The following is a 15,880-nucleotide window of genomic DNA, read 5'->3' as shown; positions in this document are numbered from 1 at the left end:
TCCGGATCACGAGGAGTGCGGGTCAGGCCTGGGCGAGGGGGTTCGTGGTCGGGTCGTCGTAGCGGACCGTCTCGAACGTGCCGTCGCCGTCGGTGTCGGTGACCGTCACGTCGCTGTCGCCGTCCGCGTCGGTGTCCTGGGAGATGGAGTCCGCGACGCCGTCGAAGTTCTCGTCCTTGACGTCGGTGTCGATGACGCCGTCGCCGTCGGTGTCGGCGACCACGCGGTCGATGATGCCGTCGCCGTTGGCGTCCAGCGCCGCGACATCCACGTCGCCGTCGCCGTCGGTGTCGGTGAGCACCGCGTCGAACGTGCCGTCGCCGTCGAGGTCGACCATCCTGGTCTCGAGCGTGCCGTCGTTGTCGGTGTCGAGCGCGATCTCCTCGAGCTGACCGTCGTTGTCCTTGTCGTAGCCGGCCGCCTCGGCGTCACCGTCGTGGTCGACGTCGACGGCGTAGATGGTCGAGCCGTCCTGGCCCTGCAGCGTGATGATCTCGGACTCGCCGTAGCCGGCGTCGGCGCCCTGGTCGGCGTAGTCGGCCTCGCTGGTGCCGGCGGTCGCGTCGGTGTCGTACTCACTCATGGGGCTATCTCCATCTCGGCTGGGGGGCCGTCTGTTTGTCGCTGGTGTGACCAACTTAGACAACCCGCCGATCGGGTGAATCCCGCAAATGTGCCACTGACCGATCCCTGACACGGCCCCCGACACCCAGGTCCGAAAGCCGCCAGCCGAGAGGCCGACCTGCGAGGCAGGATGGGTGACATGGAACTGGACTTCGATACCTGCCGCAGGGCGGCGACCAGCCGCGACGCGCGGTTCGACGGGGTCTTCGTCACCGCGGTCAAGTCGACGAAGATCTATTGCCGGCCGTCCTGCCCGGCGATCGTGCCGAAGGCGGAGAACGTGCGCTTCCTGCCCACGGCGGCCGCGGCGCAGCGGGAGGGGTTCCGGGCCTGCCTGCGCTGCCGGCCGGACGCGGCACCCGGCTCGCCGGCCTGGGACGTGCGCGGTGACGTGGTCGGCCGGGCGATGCGCCTGATCGCGGACGGGGTCGTCGACCGCGACGGCGTGCCGGGGCTGGCCGGGCGGCTCGGGTACACCGAACGCCACCTGCACCGCATGCTGACCTCGGAGGTCGGCGCGGGCCCCCTGGCACTGGCCCGGGCGCAGCGCGCGCAGACGGCGCGGGTGCTGATCGAGACGACCCGGCTCGGGCTCGCCGAGATCGCGTTCGCGGCCGGGTTCGGCAGCGTCCGCCAGTTCAACGACACGGTCCGCGAGATCTACGGCCGGACGCCGTCGGACCTGCGGGTGCGCCGCACGCAGCTCTCACATGATCCCGCGCAGGACCCGGGGGTGGTGTCGGTGCGGCTGCCGTTCCGCGCGCCGTTGCACGCCGAGGCGCTGCTGTCGTTCCTCGGGGACCGGGCGATCGACGGGATCGACGGGTTGGCCGGGGACTCGTACCAGCGCAACCTCCGCCTGCCGCACGGACCCGGGACGGCGGTCCTGCGGCCCGGCGACGGCCACGTCGCGGCCACGCTCCGCCTCGCGGACCTGCGCGACCTCGCGCCGGCGGTGGCCCGCTGCCGCCGGCTGTTCGACCTGGACGCCGACCCCGCGGCCGTCGACGCCGTGCTGGGCGAGGATCCGTTGCTGGCACCGGTCGTCTTGAAGGAGGCCGGGGTACGGGTACCGCGAGCCACCGACGGCTTCGAGATCGCCGTTCGTGCGGTGGTCGGGCAGCAGATCTCCGTCGCGGCCGCCCGGACCGTCCTGCGTCGCCTTGTCACCGGCCCGGTGTTCCCGTCGGCGGAAGAGCTGCTCGAACTGCCGGACTCCGCCTTCGCCATGCCGGTGGCCCGGCGGCGCACGCTGCGCGCCCTGGCGACCTCGGTTGCCTCCGGCGAGCTGTACCTGGACGGGGGCGGCGACCGGGACGAGACGACCGCCCGGCTCAAGGAGGTGCCCGGCATCGGCGACTGGACCGCGCAGTACACGGCGATGCGCGCGCTCGGCGACCCCGACGCGTTCCTGCCGACCGACCTGGGGGTGCTGCGCGGCGCGCGCGCCCTCGGCCTGCCCGACGACCCCCGCTCGCTGGCCGCGCACGCCGAGCGCTGGCGACCCTGGCGTTCCTACGCCGTGATCCGACTCTGGAGGAGTTCCTGATGTTGTTCGCAACCTCGTCCACGCCCATCGGCCCATTGACGATCGTCGTTGACGGCGATGGCGCGGTACTGGCCAGCGGCTTTACGGCAATTTCCGGACTGGCGCCCTTTGTCGACGTGCCGTCCTTGCGGCAGGTCGCGGACGTCGGCGACGCGAGCAAGGCCGCACTGTCCTACCTGGACGGTGACCTGCACGCGATCGACGACGTGGTGGTGCACCAGCACGGCGGCGGCGCATTTCTGACGCATGCCTGGGACGTGCTGCGCACCGTGCCGGCGGGTGCCCCGGTGACGTACCGGGAGTTCGCCGCCCTGGCCGGTCGCCCACCCGCCATCCGCGCGGCCGCGCAGGCCTGTGCCCGCAACGCGGCGGCGCTGTTCGTGCCCTGCCATCGGGTGCTGCGGACCGACGGCACGCTGGGCGGATTCCGCTGGGGGCTGCCCGTGAAGCAATGGCTGCTCGACCACGAGCATTCTGTCGTGTAATTGACACTTTTACATTCCCCACCACATGAATGGCGGGGTTCACGGGCGCGATCTACCGTGGACAGGTTCATTCGTGGGAGGATTCTTGTCACGCTGCGGATCTTTTTCGTTGCTGCGGGCTTGCATCATCGCGAACATCGCGTAGAAGAGGACCGATGACTGGCGGACGATGGAGTAGCCAGACCCGATTCACCGTCGTGCTTGTCGGGCTCGCCCTGGTCGCGCTGGGCGTGCTCACCACGATGCAGTTCCGCAGCACCGCAGGCGCCGCCGCCCTCGTGGCGGCCGGCGTGCTGGTCGGCCTCGCGGGACTGTCCGGCGGCACGATCGTGGTCCGCTCCGCCGACCGCGAGGAGCGGCTCGCCTCCGCCGGCAAGGCCCAGCTCGAAGGCGACGCCGAGGGGGCCTACGACCGCTTCGTGCAGCTCATCCGTGGGCACGCCCCGCAGGCCATCGCGTATCACGAGGGGGCGAACGCCGCGCTGTACGAGGCGGCCGGGCGCGAAGGGCAGAAACTCCAGCCCGTCTTCGGCTACTTCCTCGGCCCGATCGCCATGTCCGAGTCGCACATCATCGTCGACATCCGGGCCGGCACCGGCTTCTCCATCGCCCGCATGCAGAGCACCTACCAGGCGCTGCTGGTCGGGCAGACCGCCGCGTTCCAGGCGGCGCTGGTCATCGTCAACGCCGCACCGGACGACTCGATCCTCAGCTCGGTGCGGCAACTGAGCATCGCCCTGGACCGGCCCGTGATCGCGGTCGCCTGGCGGATCGGCGACCACAGCGACGGCATCTCCGACGCGATCGTCTCCCTCAAGCGGGAGCTGCGCCGCCGCGGTCTCGAGTCGCCGATCGAGGTGCCCGAGGTCGTGTTGTCCCCGGCCGCTTCCTCGAGACCGGTTGTCGCCGAGCCGGCGGACCGGTTCGTGCCCGAACGGTTCTCGCCGGACTCGTTCGAGCCGGAGCCCGACCCGTACGTGGACGACGAGATCTTCGAGCCCCAGCCCGTGCGGATCCCGACCCGAGCTCCCCAGCCCGCCCCGCCGCGGCCGCCGGTCATGCGGCCGCCGGCGCCCGGCCCCGGGTTCGGCACCGCGGCTGCCGCCCCCGTCTTCGGACCCGCCACCTCGTCGATCCCGGTGCAGCGGGAGCTGCACCCCAGGCCCGAACCGGAGCCGGAGCCGGAGCCGACGGAGTGGCCGACCCCGGAGCCACGCCGCCGCCCCTCCCCCGCCCCGCGCGTCTACGACGACTCCGCGACCTGGCAGCGGGCGACCGACCTGCACTGGCGCGGCCAGCTGCAGGAGGCGAAGGAGGCCTACGGCGAGATCGTCGACGCCCGCGCGCACGCCCTCGGCTGGGACCACCCCGACACCCTCACCGCCCGCGACCAGCACGCCACCGTGCTGCGCGACCTCGACCGGCTCGCCGAGGCGCTGGTCGAGTGCGACGAGGTCCTCACCGCCCGGATGCGCATCCTCGGCGAGGACCACCCCGACACACTGACCAGCCGCAGCCACCTCGCCACGATCTACCACCAGCTCGGCGACCTGACCCGATCCGAGGGTGAGCACCAACGGGTCCTCGAGGCGCGGACCAGGGTCCTGGGCAGCAACCACCAGGAGACGCTGATCTCCCGGAGCAACCTCGCCAAGGTGTACCAGGACATGGGCGAGCTCGACCGGGCGATCGACGAGCACAGCACGGTCATGCGGGCACGGGCCCGGCTGCTCGGGCCGGAGCACCGCGACACGCTGATGAGCCGGAGCCTCCTCGCCTCGGCGCTGCATCACGCGGGGCGGCTGCCGGAGGCCGAGTCGGAGCACCGGGCGGTGCTGGGGAGCCGGCTGCACCTGCTGGGGCCGGTGCATCTGGACACCGCGGTCTCGCGGCACCGGCTGGCCAGCGTGCTGCACGATCTGGGGCGGCTCGACGAGGCCGTCACCGAATACCGGGCGGCGCAGTCGGTGTACGCGCAGCTGCTGGGGGCGAGCAGCCCGTTCGCGCGGGCGGCGGCGTCGGATCTGGCGCTCGCGGAGCGGGCCGCGCGGGGGGCGCAGGGCACGCGGTACTGACCGTTTTGGAATCTCCGCTTCAGAAATCTCCCCCGAAGTCGCCGCCGGCGTCGCCGAAGTCTGCGCTGTCTCCGCCGTCATAGCTCTGGTCCGCGTCGGTGCCGGCGTCGTAGCCCTGGTCCGCGTCGGTGCCGGCGTCGTAGCCCTGGTCGAACCCCGCGTTGTAGCCGGCGTCGTAGCCGGCGTCGCCCCATGACGGGCTGAACAGGGCGTCGAACACGAGCAGCGAGCCGACCCCCCACGCGCCGGCGACCAGGGCCGTCTTCCACCACGGCTCCGAATACCAGCCGGCCGGCACGCCCTTTCCCGCGACCTGGCCGCCGGGGTAGTAGTACGGCGTGGCGTCCCCCGGCTGCGGCCCGGCCCGGAACCGGTGTCCCTGCACGTCGACCTCGCGCTCCCTGGTGAGCTGCCCGGCGCCGGCCCCGGCGAGCGGCGGCAGGTCCGGCCCGGGGTCGATGCCGAGCGCCACCCGGGCCGCCCGCGCGTACGCGAGGCCTTCCAGCGCCGTCTCGCGGACCAGTTCGTACTGCTTCACCGAGGTCGAGCGCTCCAGCTGCGCGCCGGCGGCCGTGTAGCGCTCCCCGGCGTCGGCGAGCGCCTGCCGGGCTGCCGGGGCGTCGCCGCTGAGATTCATGACCTGGCCGCCGAGCCGCTCATACCAGCGCAGGGCGTCCTCGCGGGCGTCGGCGAGCTCGCGCTTCCTGCGCCTCGCGGCGTATGCGGCGGCCGCTGCGACGGCGGCAACCAGGAGCACCGCCAGGACGATCCAGGTTCCCATGGGTCCGACGGTACCCATTTTCTGTCACACCCCTCGTGCATGCTGATACCCGTGGAACTCCTGCTGATCCTCATCGGTCTGGCCGCCGGCATCGCGCTCGGCTGGTTCGCCGCGCGATCACGTGCGGCCGTCGACGTGGCCAAGCTGGAGGCGACCCTGCAGGCGACCCGCGACGGTGAGGCCCGGCTCGAGTCGTCGCTGCGCTCCCTGACCTACGAGGCCCGCGCCCAGACCCAGGACGCCGTCGCCGACGCCGTCGCCCCGCTGCACGACGCGCTGCTCCGCTATGAGCGCCGGGTCGCCGACCTGGAGCGCGACCGCGTCGGCGCCTACGAGTCGCTGCGCGAGCAGGTCCGCGCCATGCACGACGTCTCCGGCGAGCTGCGCACCGAGACCCGCCAGCTCGTGTCCGCCCTGCGCGCACCCCAGATCCGCGGGCGCTGGGGCGAGCACCAGCTGCGCCGCATCGTCGAGGCCGCCGGCATGCTGGAGCACTGCGACTTCGACGAGCAGGTCACCGCCACCACCGACAGCGGCATCCTCCGCCCGGACCTCGTCGTCCGCCTGCACGGCGGCCGGCAGGTGGTCGTCGACGCCAAGGCCCCGTTCGAGGGCTACCTCAGCGCGATGGAGGCCCGCGACGAGGCCGGCCGCACCGCCCACCTGACCCAGCACGCGAAGCACCTCCGCGGCCACGTCGACGCCCTTGCCGCCAAGTCCTACTGGGCCGCGTTCGAGCCGGCACCCGAGTTCGTGGTGCTCTTCATGCCCGCCGACACGTTCCTGGACGCGGCCCTGCAACACGACCCGTCCCTGCTCGAGCACGCCTTCACCCGCAACGTCGTCCTCGCCACCCCGGCCACGCTGGTCGCCCTGCTCCGGACCATCGCCTACGCCTGGCGCCAGGAGTCCCTCGCCCACAACGCCCTCGCCGTCCACCAGACGGGCCGCGAGCTCTACGCCCGCCTCACCACGATGGGCGACCACTTCGCGAAGGTCGGCACCGCCCTGGGCACCGCGGTCTCCTCCTACAACAAGGCCGTCGGCTCCCTCGAGGCCCGCGTCCTGGTCAGCGCCCGCCGCCTGGCCGAACTCGGCATCAGCGCCGACGCCCTACCCACCCCTTCCCAGGTCGAGCTCACCCCACGCCACCTCCAGTCCCAGGAGCCCGCCGAGCAGGAGCCCGTCGAGCAGGACCCCCTCGAGTCCGAATATGACGCCCTGCTGGCCGCCCTCCGCGAAGACCCGCCCCACTGACCCCACCCCCGTCCCTCTCTCCGCCCTGCCCCTGAACCTGCCTCTCCGCCCTGCCCCTGAACCTGCCCATCCTGCCCACTCCTCCGCCCGCTCCACTCACGCCCGGCCCGCTCTTCCGCGCTGTCCGCCGCCGCCCCGGCTGACTCTTCCGCGCCGCTCTTCCGCGCTGTCCGCTTCCGCGCTGACCGCCTCCACCCGACGCCTCTGCCCAACCCGTCTGCGCCCGGCCCGTTCTTCCGCGCTGTCCGCCTTCCGCCCGGCCTGTTTCCACCCGGCCGCCTCTGCCCAACCGTCTCCGCCCGGCCCGATCTTCCACGCAGCTCACCTCCCCCCGGCCCGGTCTTCCGCGCTGTCCGCTTCCGCCCGGCCCACTCTTCCGCCCGACCGCTTCCGCCCGGCCCGCTCTCCCGCATGGTCGCTTCCGCCCCGGCCAACTCGTCCGCGCTATCCCCCGGCCGCCCCGGCCGCCTCTGCCCAACCCCTGTCCGCCCGGCCCGATCTTCCACGCGGCTCACCTCTGCCCGGCCCGGTCTTCCGCGCTGTCCGCTTCCACCCCGCCCACTCTTCCGCCCGGCCCGCTTCCGCCCTGGCCGCTCTTCCGCATGGCCCGCTTCCGCCCTGGCCGCTCTTCCGCATGGCCCGCTTCCGCCCTGGCCGCTCTTCCGCATGGCCCGCTTCCGCCCTGGCCGCCTCTGCCCAACCCATGTCCGCCCGGCCCACGTCCGCCCAGCCCATTTCCGCTTCGCGCTTCGCCTGCGCCCCTGTTCGCTTCTTGCCCCGGCCCTGACGACCGGTCGGGCCCGCTGTCGTGGTGTACGACCGGCCGGGCGACACCTTGGATCACGAACAGGCCGCCACATCCGCCGCGTGGACCTCTGCGTCCCGTGTCTCTGCGAAAGCGTGCAGCGCAAGGGAGCACACCCACACGCGTAGGCCCCCGCACATTTCTGGGCGAGCAATTGCACGGTGGTGCTCAACGTCCTGGCCCGGGGTCCTCGTGCTGGCGCCAGCAGGGTGCCTGTTCGCGCGGCGCAGCATCCGCCGAGCCCTCGATGCGGACATTCCACGTATTTACCGCACCAATCTGGCGCCCGATGGGCAAACGCTCATGATCGAAGGATGGCCGTGGTTGCCCGGACGGCCAGCACGCGCCTTGATCCCCGGAAAGATCCACTTCGAGAGCCGGGCAAGCCTGCAAAGCGCCCTATCCGGACATTGGGAACGCCGAATCGGCACTCCCGGCACCCCAAGCCACATTCCAGCCCGTCTTGGTAAGCGGTCTGGAAACGTAACTACGCGGCATTGGTCCCCGACCCGACGATCCTTCAGCCTGTTACGCCACCAACCCGCCCGGTACGACCTTGCACAGATCGAAGTCGTGCACGGGCTGCGCGAACAGCCGGCCGATGACTTCGATCACCGGGGAGAACCGCTCCCTGCGCCGCACACGCAGGCAACGAGGCTGACCCGGACATTGGCAACGCCGGATCGGGCGGCGCGCGCGGCGACGTTGCCGGAATCCACAAACCGAAGGGATCCCCGGGACCGACCGGACGGGGCCGCTGCGCTGCTGGGCGGGGCAGAGCGGGGTGTCGGGAGGTGGGCGGCGCTGGCGAGGCGGTGGGCGGTCAAGGATGGGGAGCCTGGTCGTCGGCGGGCAGGAGGCGGAGGCTCAATTGGGCGCCGAGTTCGCTGAAACCGAGGGCCCGGGCTACCCGGCGGGACGCTTCGGGGCGGGCGCGCCATTGCGGGAGAAGGCCGGCTTCCAGGGCGGTGGCGACGGCGGTGCTGGCGGCGGCGCGGGCGAGTCCGTGGCCGCGTTCGGCGGTGGCTGTCAGCACGCTGAGGTGGGCGGTGTTGCGGGGCCAGGTCCGGTAGCCGGCTGCGGCGAGGATGCCGGCTGCGCCACGGATCACGAACGCCGGGGAGGTGATGTCGGCCAGGTCGGCCTCTTCGGCGTCTTCGGGAGGTACCCGGGTGAGCAGTGTTGCCAGGTCGGGGTGGTCGGCGGGAATCGGCTCGACGATGCTGGGATCGGCGGGGCGGAGGACAGTAGGGCGGAAGGTGGCCGGGTCGCAGTAGGCCAGGGTCGCGGGTCCCAGCGTCCGGTCGATCGGCAACCGGTCGCGCAGCGTGGCCGGGTCGGTCAACGCGGACGCGGGCAGGTCGTGCACAGCACGGCGCACGAGTTCGGCGGCGGTGGCGTCCGGGGCGGTGGCGATCGCGGCGTTGCCCAGGACGACGACGCCCACCCAGCCCGGCGGGCACAGCCACGACTGCGGGGACACGGCCACATCGATGCCTGTGGCGTGGAAGGTGACCGTGGTGCCGGCCAACTCGGTCCAGAGCCGCTGGGCGCGTTCGAGCAGGGCGGCGTCGGTCACGCTCGCATCGTCGCAATCTGCCCGGCCTGCCCGCCACCGGGAAAGCCGCGCCAAGCCGAAGGGGATCGGGACGGGCGCCGTGTCGGGCAGATGATCGCGGGACTTGAGGGCGGGGGCTACCGTCCCGGGCATGTTCGGATTCGGCCGGAAGCCCGGCGCCAAGGCGGTCACCGCTCGCGGGGAGATCGCGCACGTCGCCTTCGGGTTGCAGAGCGTCGACCGGGAGGGGCATACGCGGGCGGCCAGCTACACGGTCGGCGTGCAGGTGTTTCCCGACGGGGCGGCGCCGTTTCTGGCTTCGATCAAGGTCAAGCTGCGTGGGACGGCGGGGCCGATGATCGGGGAGGAGACCTGGGTGCGGTACCGGCCGGACGACCGGCAGCGCATCGACTTCGACCGGGACCGGATCAAGGTGCGGGCGTATGACCGGGTCAGGGCGAACCCCCGGCTGAAAATCGTCGTGGACACGCTCTACACACACGGCGACCCGCCGGTCAGCGTCATAGCAACGGCCCGCTGACCACCCAAACAGCCGGCCGGGTTACGACAGGGACTTGGCGACCTCGGCGGCGCGGGCGGCGGCGTCGGCCTTCATGTCGCGCTTGAGCTCCTGGGGCAGGGAGAACACGAGCTTCTCCTGGGCCGTGGTGATCTCGGCGACGTCGGTGAAGTCGCGGGCGGCCAGGAAGTCGAGGACCTCCATGACCAGCTCCTCGGGGACCGAGGCGCCGGAGGTGACGCCGACGGTGGTCGCGCCGGTGAGCCAGTCCTCCTGGATCTCGCTGGCGTAGTCGATGAGGTAGCCGGCGTTGGCGCCCGCGTCGACGGCGACCTCGCGGAGGCGCTGGGAGTTGGACGAGTTCTGGGAGCCGACGACCAGGACGACGTCGCAGCTGGGGGCCATGGCCTTGACGGCGTCCTGGCGGTTGGACGTCGCATAGCAGATGTCGTCGCTGGGCGGGGACATCAGCAGGGGCAGCTTGGTCTTGAGGCGGGCGACCGTCTCCAGGGTCTCGTCGACCGAGAGCGTGGTCTGGGAGAGCCAGACGACCTTGGACGGGTCGCGGACCGTGACCTTGTCGACGCCGGCGGGGCCGTCGACCAGCTGGATGTGGGCGGGGGCCTCGCCGGCCGTGCCGATGACCTCTTCGTGCCCCTCGTGACCGATGAGCAGGATGTCGTAGTCCTCGGCGGCGAACCGGCGGGCCTCCTGGTGGACCTTGGTGACCAGCGGGCAGGTCGCGTCGATGGCCTTCAGCGAGCGGGCGGCGGCCTGCTCGTGGACCTCGGGGGCGACGCCGTGGGCGGAGAAGACGACGATGGCGCCCTCGGGCACCTCCTCGTTCTCCTCGACGAAGATGGCGCCCTTCGACTGCAGCGTGCCCACGACGTGCTTGTTGTGCACGATCTCCTTGCGGACGTAGATCGGCGCACCGTAGAGCTTCAGCGCCTCCTCGACCGTCTGGACAGCACGGTCGACGCCGGCGCAGTAGCCGCGGGGCTTGGCAAGCAGGACGCGCTTCGAACCAGTCACCCCGCCATGGTACGTGCACCCCCCGACAAGAGCCCGCGCCGCAAGAACGGCACGAAGCTCGCGAAGGCCGCGAGCAGCGCGCAGCCGCCCGCCACGAACCCCAGCCAGAGCCACGGCATGACGAGCGTCACAGGCGCGCCGATCTCGTCCTGCAGGCCGGCCCGGGCCTCGAACAGCGCCGGCACGGCCACCGCCAGGCCCAGCGCGATGCCGAGCACGACCGCGAGGAGTGACTCGACGACCACGACGCGCACGGTCTGGCCGGGGGTGGCGCCGGTGCGGTGCAGGGTGAGGAACTCCTGCCGGCGGCCGTACGTCGCCATGAGCACCGTGTTGGCCACGGCCAGCGCGGTGTAGCCGACGGAGATTCCCAGCAGGACGGCCAGGAACAGGTCGACCAGGTCGTTCTCCTCGTCGGCCTCGCGCTCGACGTACGCGCGGGCGGTCATCGACACGGCGCCGGGCGATGTCACGAACGGCCCGGACAGCTGCACCACCGGCGTCAGCGCGTTCGGATCATGCAGGCGCACCAGGTCCCGCGGCAGCTCCACCGAAGCGGACGAAACAGACGAAACCACCAACGACACCACAACCCCGTCGGCAAAGCGCAGCGGCACGGTGGAACCGACCTGGAACCCGAGCTCCGGCGGAACGGCGAACGCCGCGCCACCGACCGCGGGAAGGGGCTCGCCCGACGGCAGGTACACCACTGTCGGCAGCGAAGACGTGCCCTGCTGCGCCCGCACGGCCGCCTCCGACAGGCCCGGCACGGCGGAGGACCGCGCCGCGACCGACGCGGCCGGGAACGACGCCGCGTCCTCGATGTCCACCGCGACCGACGCGGTCTGGAACGTGCCGACCAGCAGCACCGCGAACCCGACGGCGGCGAGGACCGGCGCCGCGATCGACGCGAGCCGCCGCGCCGCGACCGAGGCCGCGCCCCGCACCAGCACGCCGGTGGCGCCCCGGCCGGCCGGCACCAGGCGCGCCAGCGGCACGACCAGGACCGGTGCGAGCAGCGCCGCGGCGACCAGCAGCACCATCGCCGACATGAGGACGATCGTGGGCTTGTCTTTCGCGCTCGACCCGGGCAGGAGCAGCGCCAGTCCGCCCCCGGCGAGGACGCAGAGGATGCCGGTCACCCACCGGGTGCGGGTCATCGGGCGCCGCTCCACCGCCGCGTCGCGCAGCGCGTCCAGCGGGGGCACCCGGCCGGCCCGGCGCGCGGACAGCCACACGCCGGTGGCGGCGACGACCAGGCCGACCAGCACCGACACGAGCACGGCCCACCAGGACAGGCCCACGGTGAACCCGGTCGGCTCCAGGCCGACGTTCACCAGCGGGTCCGCGAGCAGCGGCGTGGCGAGGGCGCCCAGGAAGGCGCCGGGGACGCCGGCGAACAGCGCGACCAGGAGGGTCTCGGTGAGCAGCAGCCGCCGCACCTGGCCGGGGGTGGCGCCGACGGCCCGCAGCAGGCCGAGCTCGCGCCGCCGGGACGTGACGGCGAACGCGCAGGTCGAGGACACCACGAACACCGCGACGAACCCGCCGACGAAGACGGTGGCGATGATGAGCTGCGCCCCGAGCCACCGGGTCCGGGTGTCCTGCTCCGGCTCGACCGCCGACCGCGCGTCGCCGGTCAGCACCGATCCGAGCGGTCCGACGTCGAGACGGGACAGTGCGGCGCGGTCCCCGAGCACGCCGATCACCCGTACACCTCCCGCCAATGAGGAGGCAGTGGCGTCGTCGACGTAGAAGTCGCCGCCGTCGGTCACCCCGGTGACCGTCCACGTCGTGGGACCTGCGGCGGTGAGCACCGGCAGCGCGGCACCGACCGGCACGCTGGCCGAGGACGGCACCACGACCTCACCGGAACGGCCGGGTGGGTTTCCGTTTTGGATGGTGTACCCCCCGAGCCCGGCCGACGACCAGGCGGCTCCACTGTGGACGGCGTCGCCGGGATCACCGGTCGGCTGACCGTCAACGAGTCGCTGCACGTAGAACGTCCGGACCGGAACCGCCGCAGTCACGCCCGGCGTGGCCTGCAGGCGCCCGAGGAGCGCGGAGAGCTCGTCCGGCGACCACGGCCGGTACACCGGGAAACCCCCGTCGCCGGGCTTGAACGCCGGCGCGGCGATGACGGCGTCGGTGGCCGCGAGGGCGTCGGGGACGCGCGGCTGGGCGGCGGCCCACAGGGTGAGGCTGCCGGAGATGACGGCGACGCCGAGCAGCAGCGCCGCGAAGGTGCCCAGGAACGAGGCCCACTGGTGCCGGACAAAAGCCCAGCTCATGCCACCACCTCCGCTGCGCTCCGGCGTCGGCCTGAGCCAACCCTGCACCCCTGAATCGCGGCCCCTCCGCTTCGCTCCGGACCGCTCATGCCGCCACCTCCGCTGCGCTCCGGCGTCGGCCTGAGCCAACCCTGCACCCCTGATTCGCGGCCCCTCCGCTTCGCTCCGGACCGCTCATGACAGCGCCGCCATCCGGGTCGCGATCTGTTCGGCGCCGCGCGGCCCGTGCAGGTCCTCGACGATCACGCCGTCGGCGAGGAAGAGGACCCGGTCGGCGTACGCGGCCGCGAGGGGGTCGTGGGTGACCATGACGACGGTCTGGGCGTGCCGGTCGACGGCGGCCCGCAGCAGCCGCAGCACCTCCCGGGACGCCGACGCGTCCAGGGCGCCGGTCGGCTCGTCGGCGAAGACCACCACGGGCCGGGTGGCGAGGGCCCGGGCGATCGCCACCCGCTGCTGCTGGCCACCGGACAGCTCGCTCGGCCGGTGCCCGGCCCGGTCGGCGAGACCGACCTCGGCGAGCATCGCGTCGACCTGGCCGGCCGCGGCCCGGCGGCCGGCGAGGCGCAGCGGCAGCTCCACGTTCTGCGCCGCGGTGAGCGCCCCGACGAGGTTGAACGCCTGGAACACGAAGCCGATCCGGTCGCGCCGCAGCCTGGTGCGGGCCTTCTCGCGCAGCGGGCCGAGCTCGACCCCGTCGACGAGGACGCTGCCCTCGCTGACCCGGTCGAGGCCGGCCGCGCAGTGCAGCAGGGTGGACTTGCCGGAGCCGGACGGCCCCATCACGGCGGTGAAGCTGGCCGGGGCGAACCCGACGGAGACCCGGTCGAGGGCGGTCACAGTCTGCTCGCCGGTGCCGTACCGGCGGGTCACCCCGTGCAGCTCGACGGCCTGACGTGTCTGCAATGTCGTCGTCACGCTCCTGAGCCAACCGTGCGGCGGCCGCCGGCACAGTCGCACCACGACGACAGTCGGGGGTAACGCCAGCATTACCGTTTTTGTCAGACGGTCTCGGTAGCGTCACCGATGTGCAGGTCCGATCCGCGTTGGAGTCATTGACGCTGCCACCGGCGAAGTTCCTGACGTCGTCGTGGCCGTGGCGGTCGTTGCTGTACCTGGGCAGCGGCGCGGTCCTCGGCGTCGGCACCGGCGTGGCGCTGGCCGGCCTGACGGTGTTCGGCATGGTGTTCACCCTGGCCGTGGTCGGCATCGCGGCGCTGCTGGCGGTCGCGCTGTCCGGGATCGCGGTCGCGCGGATAGAGCGGTGGCGGCTGCGGCTGGTCGACACGGTCGAGCTGCCCGACCAGCACCGTCCCGTGGCCGAGCCGGGCCTGCGGGCGTGGGTGCGGACCCGGCTGCGGGAGCCGGCGACCTGGCGGGAGCTGGGCTACACGATCGTGCTCACGTCGATCCTGGCCTGGCTGGACCTGATCGTGTTCGCGGGCGCCACCTGGGTGGTGACTGCGCTGCTGTGCGGCCCGGTCTACATCCGCGACGAGTCGATCTGGCTCACGCTGTCCGGCAGCGCCGCCGGGGCCGTCCTCGGCATCATCGCGCTCTACCCGGTGACGGCGTGGGCGGCGGCCCGCGCCGCGATGACCCGGTCGATCCTGGCGCCGCGCGCCGACGACGACCCGCAGCTGGTCGAGCTGACCCGGTCCCGGGCCCGGCTCGTCGACGCGTTCGAGGTGGAGCGCCGCCGGATCGAGCGCGACCTGCACGACGGTGCGCAGCAGCGGCTGGTGGCGCTGAGCATGCAGCTGGGCCTGGCCCGCCTGGAGCTGCCGGACGGTTCGCCCGCCGCGGATCCGGTGCGCCGCGCGCATGACCTGGCCAAAGAGGCCCTGGCCGAGCTGCGGGAGCTGATCCGGGGCGTCCACCCGAAGATTCTCACGGACCGGGGACTCGCGGCGGCGGTCCGGGAGGTGTCCGACCGCGCGCCGCTGCCCGTCGACGTCGACATCGCCCTGCCGGCGCGGCTGCCGGAGGCGGTGGAGGTGACCGCGTACTTCGTCGTCGTCGAGGCCCTCGCCAACGTCGCCAAGCACAGCGGCGCGGCGCGGGCGAAGGTCGTCGCGTCGGTCGCGTTCAACCGGCTCACCGTGCAGATCCGCGACGACGGCCGGGGCGGCGCCGACCCGGCCCGCGGCACCGGCCTGGCCGGCCTGGTCGACCGGGTCGACGCCGTCGGGGGGACCGTCTCGCTCGCCAGCCCGCGTGGAGGGCCTACGGTGGTCCACGTGGAGCTGCCGTGCGGGTCGTGATCGCCGAGGACGGGATTCTCATCCGGGAGGGGATCGCCGGACTGCTGCGCCGCTTCGGCCATGACGTCGTCGCAGCCGTCGGCACGGCGCCCGAGCTCGTCGACGCGGTGCGCGCGGAGCGGCCCGACCTCATCGTCACCGACGTGCGGATGCCGCCGGCGTTCACCGACGAGGGGTTGCAGGCGGCGATCGCGTTGCGACTCGAAAACCCGGCGCTGCCGGTGCTGGTGCTGAGTCAGTACGTGGAGCAGACATACGCCGCCGAGCTGCTCGACTCCGGGCGCAACGGTTCCGTCGGTTACCTGCTGAAGGACCGCATCGGCGACGTGACCGAGTTCGTCGACGCCGTCGACCGGGTCGCGGCCGGGCACACCGTCGTCGACCCCGAGGTGGTGATGCAGCTGCTGGGCCGCCGCCGCGACCCGTTGCAGCGGCTCACCCCGCGGGAGCGCGAGGTCCTGGCCCTGATGGCCGAGGGGCGCTCCAACGCGGCGATCGCGCGGTCCCTGGTCGTGTCCGAGGCCGCCGTGTCGAAGCACATCAACAGCCTCCTGGCGAAGCTCGACCTTCCCCCGGACGAGGATGACCACCGCCGGGTGCGGGCGGTCCTCGCATACCTGCGCGGCTAGGGTGTTG

General features: G+C 72.8%; 13 protein-coding genes. 7 read left to right on the top strand and 6 right to left on the bottom strand.

Translation table 11 applies throughout. The annotated features are described in order from the left end of the window. Positions 1–22 precede the first annotated feature (22 nt). Entirely contained in the window at positions 23–583 is a 561-nt protein-coding gene (locus tag ACFPIJ_RS37130) for a hypothetical protein (protein WP_380122440.1), read from the bottom strand. 180 nt (positions 584–763) lie between these two features. Here ACFPIJ_RS37130 and ACFPIJ_RS37125 point away from each other — a divergent pair, with 180 nt between their 5' ends. The 3 genes from ACFPIJ_RS37125 (at position 764) to ACFPIJ_RS37115 (ending at position 4,733) form a co-directional block, all read left to right on the top strand. Then, entirely contained in the window at positions 764–2,173 is a 1,410-nt protein-coding gene (locus ACFPIJ_RS37125) for an AlkA N-terminal domain-containing protein (protein ID WP_380122438.1), read from the top strand. Beyond that, positions 2,173–2,658, top strand: a complete 486-nt coding sequence (locus ACFPIJ_RS37120; RefSeq protein ID WP_380122436.1) for a methylated-DNA--[protein]-cysteine S-methyltransferase — start codon at positions 2,173–2,175, stop codon at positions 2,656–2,658. The genes ACFPIJ_RS37125 and ACFPIJ_RS37120 overlap by 1 nt, the downstream gene beginning before the upstream one ends. A gap of 155 nt (positions 2,659–2,813) precedes the next feature. Next, positions 2,814–4,733 (top strand): tetratricopeptide repeat protein, encoded by a 1,920-nt coding sequence (locus ACFPIJ_RS37115; RefSeq protein ID WP_380122434.1) that lies wholly within the window; start codon positions 2,814–2,816, stop codon positions 4,731–4,733. A gap of 19 nt (positions 4,734–4,752) precedes the next feature. Here ACFPIJ_RS37115 and ACFPIJ_RS37110 read toward each other — a convergent pair whose 3' ends face one another. Next, positions 4,753–5,514, bottom strand: coding sequence for a hypothetical protein (locus ACFPIJ_RS37110; RefSeq protein ID WP_380122433.1), 762 nt, complete (start codon positions 5,512–5,514; stop codon positions 4,753–4,755). A 39-nt stretch (positions 5,515–5,553) separates the two neighbouring features. On the opposite strand from ACFPIJ_RS37110, the gene ACFPIJ_RS37105 reads away from it, so the two are divergent. Next, entirely contained in the window at positions 5,554–6,771 is a 1,218-nt protein-coding gene (locus ACFPIJ_RS37105; RefSeq protein WP_380122431.1) for a DNA recombination protein RmuC, read from the top strand. A gap of 1,628 nt (positions 6,772–8,399) precedes the next feature. On the opposite strand, the gene ACFPIJ_RS37100 is transcribed toward ACFPIJ_RS37105, so the two are convergent. Beyond that, positions 8,400–9,155, bottom strand: a complete 756-nt coding sequence (locus tag ACFPIJ_RS37100) for a GNAT family N-acetyltransferase (protein WP_380122429.1) — start codon at positions 9,153–9,155, stop codon at positions 8,400–8,402. Positions 9,156–9,285: 130 nt separating this feature from the next. Here ACFPIJ_RS37100 and ACFPIJ_RS37095 point away from each other — a divergent pair, with 130 nt between their 5' ends. Further along, complete coding sequence (locus ACFPIJ_RS37095; protein WP_380122428.1) at positions 9,286–9,675, top strand: hypothetical protein; 390 nt, start codon at positions 9,286–9,288, stop codon at positions 9,673–9,675. 21 nt (positions 9,676–9,696) lie between these two features. On the opposite strand, the gene ACFPIJ_RS37090 is transcribed toward ACFPIJ_RS37095, so the two are convergent. The 3 genes from ACFPIJ_RS37090 to ACFPIJ_RS37080 form a co-directional block, all read right to left on the bottom strand. Next, positions 9,697–10,689: a 4-hydroxy-3-methylbut-2-enyl diphosphate reductase gene (locus ACFPIJ_RS37090; RefSeq protein ID WP_380122426.1), complete on the bottom strand. Its 993-nt coding sequence runs from the start codon at positions 10,687–10,689 to the stop codon at positions 9,697–9,699. After that, on the bottom strand, positions 10,686–12,980 hold the full coding sequence (locus ACFPIJ_RS37085; protein WP_380122424.1) for an ABC transporter permease: 2,295 nt from the start codon (positions 12,978–12,980) through the stop codon (positions 10,686–10,688). Before ACFPIJ_RS37085 ends, ACFPIJ_RS37090 begins: the two co-directional genes overlap by 4 nt. A gap of 174 nt (positions 12,981–13,154) precedes the next feature. Further along, on the bottom strand, positions 13,155–13,898 hold the full coding sequence (locus tag ACFPIJ_RS37080) for an ABC transporter ATP-binding protein (RefSeq protein WP_380122422.1): 744 nt from the start codon (positions 13,896–13,898) through the stop codon (positions 13,155–13,157). 110 nt (positions 13,899–14,008) lie between these two features. On the opposite strand from ACFPIJ_RS37080, the gene ACFPIJ_RS37075 reads away from it, so the two are divergent. Next, entirely contained in the window at positions 14,009–15,244 is a 1,236-nt protein-coding gene (locus ACFPIJ_RS37075) for a sensor histidine kinase (RefSeq protein WP_380122420.1), read from the top strand. Further along, entirely contained in the window at positions 15,232–15,873 is a 642-nt protein-coding gene (locus ACFPIJ_RS37070) for a response regulator (RefSeq protein WP_380122418.1), read from the top strand. Before ACFPIJ_RS37075 ends, ACFPIJ_RS37070 begins: the two co-directional genes overlap by 13 nt. The last annotated feature ends 7 nt before the right edge of the window (positions 15,874–15,880 follow it).

This window comes from Dactylosporangium cerinum (genome assembly GCF_042653625.1).
GTDB classification, from domain to species: domain Bacteria; phylum Actinomycetota; class Actinomycetes; order Mycobacteriales; family Micromonosporaceae; genus Dactylosporangium; species Dactylosporangium cerinum.
Note: the sequence above shows the minus strand (reverse complement) of the source record. Positions and strands in the feature narration are given on the sequence as shown.